This is a genomic window from Plasticicumulans acidivorans (assembly GCF_003182095.1).
GTDB classification, from domain to species: Bacteria; Pseudomonadota; Gammaproteobacteria; order Competibacterales; family Competibacteraceae; genus Plasticicumulans; species Plasticicumulans acidivorans.
Window position 1 is genome coordinate 36,852 of record NZ_QGTJ01000016.1, and the last position, 6,583, is coordinate 43,434.

General features: G+C 64.5%; 7 protein-coding genes and 2 tRNA genes. 7 read left to right on the top strand and 2 right to left on the bottom strand.

Going from position 1 to position 6,583, the window contains the following annotated elements; translation table 11 throughout:
- Window positions 1–96 precede the first annotated feature (96 nt).
- A tRNA-Leu gene (locus C7443_RS18935) sits at window positions 97–181 on the bottom strand.
- A gap of 26 nt (window positions 182–207) precedes the next feature.
- Window positions 208–292: transfer RNA gene (locus C7443_RS18940), tRNA-Leu, on the bottom strand.
- 196 nt (window positions 293–488) lie between these two features.
- Here C7443_RS18940 and rnr point away from each other — a divergent pair.
- The 7 genes from rnr to C7443_RS18975 all read left to right on the top strand — a co-directional run.
- The gene (rnr, locus tag C7443_RS18945; protein WP_110020504.1) at window positions 489–2,804 is read left to right on the top strand and encodes a ribonuclease R; all 2,316 of its coding nucleotides are present in this window, start codon (window positions 489–491) and stop codon (window positions 2,802–2,804) included.
- A 5-nt stretch (window positions 2,805–2,809) separates the two neighbouring features.
- A complete protein-coding gene (gene rlmB / locus C7443_RS18950; RefSeq protein WP_110020506.1) occupies window positions 2,810–3,556 on the top strand; it encodes a 23S rRNA (guanosine(2251)-2'-O)-methyltransferase RlmB in 747 nt (248 codons plus the stop codon).
- A 126-nt stretch (window positions 3,557–3,682) separates the two neighbouring features.
- Window positions 3,683–4,072, top strand: a complete 390-nt coding sequence (gene rpsF, locus C7443_RS18955; protein ID WP_110020508.1) for a 30S ribosomal protein S6 — start codon at window positions 3,683–3,685, stop codon at window positions 4,070–4,072.
- Between the two features lie 29 nt (window positions 4,073–4,101).
- Window positions 4,102–4,326 (top strand): 30S ribosomal protein S18, encoded by a 225-nt coding sequence (gene rpsR / locus C7443_RS18960; protein WP_110020510.1) that lies wholly within the window; start codon window positions 4,102–4,104, stop codon window positions 4,324–4,326.
- Window positions 4,327–4,374: 48 nt separating this feature from the next.
- Window positions 4,375–5,277 (top strand): hypothetical protein, encoded by a 903-nt coding sequence (locus C7443_RS18965; RefSeq protein ID WP_146213349.1) that lies wholly within the window; start codon window positions 4,375–4,377, stop codon window positions 5,275–5,277.
- 50 nt (window positions 5,278–5,327) lie between these two features.
- The gene (rplI, locus tag C7443_RS18970) at window positions 5,328–5,774 is read left to right on the top strand and encodes a 50S ribosomal protein L9 (RefSeq protein ID WP_110020514.1); all 447 of its coding nucleotides are present in this window, start codon (window positions 5,328–5,330) and stop codon (window positions 5,772–5,774) included.
- 138 nt (window positions 5,775–5,912) lie between these two features.
- Window positions 5,913–6,583, top strand: a 671-nt coding sequence (locus tag C7443_RS18975) for a DnaB-like helicase N-terminal domain-containing protein (protein WP_281279430.1), incomplete at its 3' end; no start/stop codon positions are given.

The following is a 6,583-nucleotide window of genomic DNA, read 5'->3' on the forward strand; positions in this document are numbered from 1 at the left end:
ATTGGCCGTCTCAAACGGATACCGGAACAGGCAGGCATAAAAAAAGCCCCGATCGGGGCTGTTTTCATTTCTTTCAGTGCCATCTCATGATGGAGATGGTGCCCAGGAGAGGACTCGAACCTCCACGGGTCGCCCCGCTAGTACCTGAAACTAGTGCGTCTACCAATTCCGCCACCTGGGCAGGTGTTTCGCTCGTGATCAACGAGCTGGTGCCGAAGAGAGGACTCGAACCTCCACGGGTCGCCCCGCTAGTACCTGAAACTAGTGCGTCTACCAATTCCGCCACTTCGGCATGCCTTGTCAGGCATCATTCGACGGCCGTCCCGGAGAGGGGGGCTGCGAAGTGCGCGGACTATACGCATGCGCTTGTCAGGTGTCAAACACACCCGCTGTATTCTGACGTTTTCGCTTGGCCGCGAGCCGGAGGACCGCAAGGGCGGTTGTGCCGGCCTGGAGCGCCGAGCTCACTATCGCGGTAGCATTCATCCATGGTTTCCAAATCACGTAATTCCTGGCATCACCTCGACCCCCATTACCAGCGCGAAAAAGCCAAATACGGCCGGGCCGGGCCCAGCCGGGAGTTCATTCTCCAGACCCTCGAAGCCCACGACGAGCCGCTGAGCTGGGAAGCTCTGTGCAGCGAGTGGCGTGTAGACGAGTGGGAAGCTGAAGCCCTGCTGCGCCGCTTGCGCGCGATGACGCGCGATGGCCAGATCGTCTGCAACCGTCGGGGCGGCTACGGCCCGATCGAGAAGATGAACCTGATCCGCGGCCGCGTGATCGGCCATCCGGAAGGTTTTGGCTTCCTGGTCCCTGATGAGGGCGGTGAGGATCTGTTCATCCCGGCGCACGAGATGCGTCAGCTGCTGCATGGCGACCGTGTCGTCATGTGTGTCACCGGCATCGATCGCCGCGGCCGGCGCGAAGGTTCGACGGTCGAGATTCTGGAGCGCGGCACGCAGCGCTTGGTTGGCCGCTACGTCGAGGACAACGGCATCGGTTATGTCGTCCCCGATAATCGCCGCCTTGCCGCCCACGATTTTCTGGTGCCACCTGCCGAAAAAGGCGATGCCCGTCCGGGGCAGATCGTGGTGGCCGAGCTGATCCAGCAGCCGACGCGCAACAGCATGCCCATCGCGCGCGTGCGCGAAGTGCTGGGCGATCACATGGCGCCGGGCATGGAAGTGCAGATCGCCATCGTCAACCACGGCATTCCCGATCATTTCCCGAGTGAGGTGCTCGCCGAGGCGCAGGCGTTCGGTGCCGAGGTGCCGGCCAGCGCGCTGGAAGGGCGCCTCGATCTGCGCAGCAAACCACTGGTGACCATCGATGGCATCAGCGCCCGCGATTTCGATGACGCTGTGTACTGCGAGAAAAAACGCGGTGGCGGCTTCCGCCTGTACGTGGCGATCGCTGACGTCGCCCATTACGTGAAGCCGGGGGCGCCGCTCGATGATGAGGCGCGTCTGCGCGGTACCTCGGTGTATTTCCCGGACCGCTGCATCCCGATGCTGCCGGAAGCCTTGTCGAACGGCCTGTGCTCGCTGAATCCGCATGTCGATCGTCTGTGCATGGTCTGCGAGCTGAGCATCGATGCCAATGGCGAGATCGTGCGTTCGCGCTTTCATGAGGCGGTGATGCGTTCGCACATGCGCTTCACCTATGACGCCGTGGCGGCCATTCTCGTCGACCGCGACGAGTCTCTGCGTGCCCAGTTTGCCTCGCTGCTGGCACCGCTTGAGCGGCTGTACGAGCTCTATCAGGTGTTGCGTGGCGCCCGCGAGCGGCGCGGGGCGATCGATTTCGAGACGGAGGAAACCGAGATCGAGTACGGCCCCGAGCGCAAGATCGAACGCATCGTGCCGGCGCAGCGTAACGACGCGCACAAGCTGATCGAGGAATGCATGATCGCGGCGAACGTCGCCGCCGCGCAGTGGCTGGAAAAGAAACGCATCCCGGCTCTGTTTCGTGTGCACGAAGGGCCGCGCACGGCCAAGCTTGAGAAGCTGCGAGGTTTCCTCAAGGGCCTTGGCCTGTACCTCGGTGGTGGCGACGAACCAGGCAGCGAGGACTATGCGCGACTGTTCGCAGCGATTCAGCTGCGCCCCGATTTCGCGATGATCCAGGCCGTGATGCTGCGCTCGTTGTCGCAGGCGGTGTACAGCCCGGTCAATGCCGGCCACTTCGGACTCGCGCTGCCGGCCTACGCGCATTTCACGTCGCCGATCCGCCGTTACCCGGATCTGCTGGTGCATCGCGCGCTCAAGCACATCCTCGCCGATGGCCGGATCAAGAATTACATGTACAGCCGCGAGCGCATGGCGGAGCTCGGTGAGCACTGCTCGATGACCGAGCGCCGTGCCGATGACGCCACCCGTGACGCCGTCGAATGGCTCAAGTGCGAGTACATGTTGGACAAGGTTGGCGAGGTCTTCGCCGGCACGGTGTCCGCCGTCACCGCGTTCGGTGTCTTCGTCATGCTCAAGGAGGTCTACGTCGAAGGGCTGGTGCACATCAGCAACCTGCCGAATGACTACTACCAGTTCGATCCGCTCGCTTTCCGCATGGTCGGGGAGCGCTCCGGGCGGGTGTTCCGCCTCGGGGATCCGGTGGAGGTGCGCGTTGCCCGCGTCGATCTGGACGATCGCCGGATCGACTTCGAGCTGGTCGACAGTGATGCCGGCACCTCGGCACCGCAGGGGCGGGCGCGTGCCGACAAGCCGTCCCCGCGGCCGGGCAAGCGCAAGGTTGAGCGCACGCGGACGGCAGGCAATGACAAACCACGGCGCAAGCGCCGGAGATGAATGGCATGAGTGAAGAAATCGTCTACGGCCTGCACGCGGTCAGCGCCGCCCTCAAACATGAGCCGGAGCGCGTCGTCGGTCTGTGGGTGGACCGCAAGCGACGCGATGCACGTCTGCGCGAGGTGCTGGAGCTGGCCGAGACTGCTGGCGTGCCGGTGCATATGGAGGACGGTCAGGCGCTCGACCGCCTCAGCGGCGGCGCCCGTCATCAGGGCGTGTTTGCACGCTGCAGGGCGCCGGCGCGGGCCTGGAGCGAAGACGACCTCGACAGCGTGCTGGCCGCGATCGACGGGCCGCCGCTGCTGCTGGTGCTCGACGGTGTACAGGACCCGCACAACCTCGGTGCCTGCCTGCGTTCGGCGGATGCCGCCGGCGTGCATGTGGTGATCGCCCCGGCCGATCGCAGCGCCGGCCTGACGCCGACCGCACGCAAGGTTGCCTGCGGTGCCGCCGAGAGCGTGCCTTTCATCCAGGTGACGAACCTGGCGCGCACGCTGCGCGAACTCAAGGAGCGCGGCATCTGGCTGGTCGGTGCTGCCGGCGAGGCGGAGCGGGACCTGTACGCGATGGATCTGCGCGGCGCCAGCGCGCTGGTGCTGGGAGCCGAAGGCAAAGGCATGCGCCGCCTGACCCGCGACGAATGCGACTACCTGGCGCGCATCCCGATGGCCGGTCAGGTCGAAAGCCTCAACGTATCGGTCGCCACCGGCATTTTTCTGTTCGAAGCGGTGCGCCAGCGTCGAGCCGGCTGAACTCGCGCCAGGCTTGCCGACCTGTCGGGCACACTCTACAATTCGCCGTTTTTGCGGTCCGTCCGGGCCGCACTCCTTGCCACACCGGTACCATCGGGTGGCTTTTGTGATCCGAAAGGAGCATCAATGCGTCACTATGAAGTTGTCTTCCTGGTCCATCCCGACCAGAGCGAACAGGTTCCTGCGATGATCGAGCGTTATCGTTCGATGATCGAGAGCGACGGTGGCCAGATCCACCGTCTCGAAGACTGGGGCCGTCGCCAGCTCGCTTACCCGATCAGCAAGGTGCACAAGGCTCACTATGTGCTCATGAACATCGAGTGCAGCCAGATGGTGCTCGAAGAGCTGGTCAGTGCGTTCCGCTTCAACGATGCGGTGCTGCGCAATCTCATCGTCAACCGTCCGGGTGCGGACACCGAGGCGTCGCCGCTGGCCAAGTCCCGTGAGGGGCGTGAAGAGCGCGAGTCTCGTCATGATGAAGTCGCCGCCGACGTTGATGCGTCGGATGACGAATAAGATCGCAGCCGAATCCGAGAGGTCGAGTCATGTCCCGTTTTTTCCGTCGCCGTAAGTATTGCCGTTTCACCGCCGAAGGCGTCACCGAGATCGATTACAAGGATCTCGCCACGCTGAAGAACTACATCAGCGAAACCGGCAAGATCGTGCCGAGCCGCATCACCGGTACCAAGGCGCGCTACCAGCGCCAGCTGGCGACTGCGATCAAGCGCGCGCGCTTCCTGGCACTGCTGCCGTACACCGATCGCCACTGATGACTTTTTTCCGCTCCTGAACCGGGCGCTGCCACCGAAGCCATCCTGATGAAAGCTCTCGCTTCGCGAGTCATGGCGGGGCGCTCGCAAGCTGCCCTGATCGTGCTGGCGACGATGCTCCTGTCGCTGCTGTTGCCGCCGTTGCTGCTGTTATCGGGCGCCGCTCTGGCGCTCGTGACCTTGCGGCGCGGTCTCAGTGAAGGGACTGTGGTGCTCGCGCTGGCCGCAGCGGTCAGCCTGTTGCTGGGCTATCTGCTGTTCGGGCATGCCGGTCCGGTCGCAGGGGTGCTGCCCGGGTTCTGGCTGCCGGTGCTGATGCTCGCTGCGGTGTTGCGCGCGACGGTATCTCTGGCGGTGGCTGTGCTCGTCGCGGCCGCGGCTGGCTGGGTGGTGGTCGGCGGCTTCTACGCGGCGTTGGGTGATCCGGCGGTGTGGTGGCAGCAATGGCTGACATCGGTGCTTGAGCCCGCTTTCAGCGAGGCCGGAATCGATCCGGCGTCCAGCGGCCTGCACGATCTGCTGACCTGGCTTGCGCCGCTGATGCCAGGCGCGATCGCAGCGAACCTGGTGTTGTCCGCCTTGCTGGCACTGTTGATCGGTCGCTGGTGGCAGGCACAGCTGTTCAATCCGGGGGGCTTTCAGCAGGAGTTCCACGGTCTGCGGCTGGGGCGCAGCATGGCCTTGGTCGCGATCGCGGTGTGGCTCGGTGCAGTGCTCAGCGGTCTGCCGTGGCTGGTTAATCTCGGCCTGCCGCTGGCGATGGCTCTGGTACTGCAGGGGCTGGCGGTCGTGCACGGCACGATCGCGGCAAAAGGCTGGAAAGCGTGGCCACTCGGTGTGCTGTATGGCGCGCTGCTGGTTGCGGCGCCACAGGTAGTGCTCGGGCTCTGTGTCCTTGCGCTGGTCGACAGCTGGGCTGACCTGCGTGCGCGCGCTGCCAGGAGCGGATGAGGTTGTCAGGCGTTTAACGATGATTTGTAAAGATTTTCGGAGTTCCGACGATGGAAGTGATTCTGCTTACGAAGGTTGAAAACCTTGGCAACCTCGGTGATCGCGTCACCGTCCGCCATGGCTATGGCCGCAATTTCCTGATTCCGAAGGGTAAGGCGACGGAGGCGACGGCTGCGAACGTGGCCCGTTTCGAAGCCCGCCGTGCCGAGCTCGAAGCTGCTGCTGCCGATGCGCTGGCCAAGGCGCAGGCGCGTCGCGATCAGCTTGCCGACCTGCTGGTGACAATGGCGGCCAAGGCGGGTGCCGAAGGGCGTCTGTTCGGCTCGATCGGCCCGGCCGACATCGCCGATGTGGTGACCGCCGCCGGTTATGAACTGGCCCGCTCCGAAGTGCGCATGCCGGAAGGCCCGGTGCGGCAGGTCGGCGAGTATGAGGTCGACGTGCATCTGCACACCGACGTCAACTGCAAGCTGCACATCAACGTCATCGCCGAGTAACTCGGGCGATAGCCACCGGCTGCGGCCCGGGCGCTCTATTTTGGGAGCGCTCGGGCCGTATGCGTTGGTCGACATGGCCCGGTGGATCGCTGACGATCGGCGCTCCGGCAAGGTTCCGTTCAGTCACGAGGTTCGGCTGTGCAATCGTTCGCGCCCGAAACGGCAGACGCTGAAACGGATGCCCTGCGCATCCCCCCGCACTCCAACGAAGCCGAACAGGCGGTGCTGGGCGGCCTGCTGCTCGACAATGCGGCCTGGGACCACGTCGCCGACCGCGTCGGTGAAGAGGATTTCTACCGCGCCGACCATCGGCTGATTTTCCGTGCAGTCAAACTGCTCGCGGAAAAGGGCTCGCCGCTTGACGTGGTGACGCTGTCGGAATGGCTGGCGAACCATGATTTGCTCGACGACGCCGGCGGCCTGCCGTATCTGGCGCGGCTTGCGCGCGATACACCGAGTGCTGCCAACATCCGCGCCTATGCCGATATCGTGCGCGAGCGCTCGGTGCTGCGTCAGCTGATCCGTGTCGGCACCGATATCGCGGCACGCGCTTTTGCCCCTGAAGGCCGCGACAGCAAGGAGTTACTCGACGAGGCCGAGCGCCAGGTGTTCGCGATCGCCGAGCAGGGCAATCGGCAGAATCAGGGCTTCCAACCGATCAAGGACTTGCTGACCAAGGCAATCGATCGCATCGACACGCTGTTCGAGCGCGATGACCCGATCACCGGCGTGCCGACCGGCTGGAACGACTTCGATGAGATGACGGCCGGCCTGCAGGCGGGCGACCTGATCATCATCGCCGGGCGGCC

Bases quoted from the DNA above. Each gene is read 5' to 3' on its own strand.
- rnr (WP_110020504.1), top strand. From the start codon at position 489: ATGGTTTCCAAATCACGTAATTCCTGGCATCACCTCGACCCCCATTAC.
- rlmB (WP_110020506.1), top strand. From the start codon at position 2,810: ATGAGTGAAGAAATCGTCTACGGCCTGCACGCGGTCAGCGCCGCCCTC.
- rpsF (WP_110020508.1), top strand. From the start codon at position 3,683: ATGCGTCACTATGAAGTTGTCTTCCTGGTCCATCCCGACCAGAGCGAA.
- rpsR (WP_110020510.1), top strand. From the start codon at position 4,102: ATGTCCCGTTTTTTCCGTCGCCGTAAGTATTGCCGTTTCACCGCCGAA.
- C7443_RS18965 (WP_146213349.1), top strand. From the start codon at position 4,375: ATGAAAGCTCTCGCTTCGCGAGTCATGGCGGGGCGCTCGCAAGCTGCC.
- rplI (WP_110020514.1), top strand. From the start codon at position 5,328: ATGGAAGTGATTCTGCTTACGAAGGTTGAAAACCTTGGCAACCTCGGT.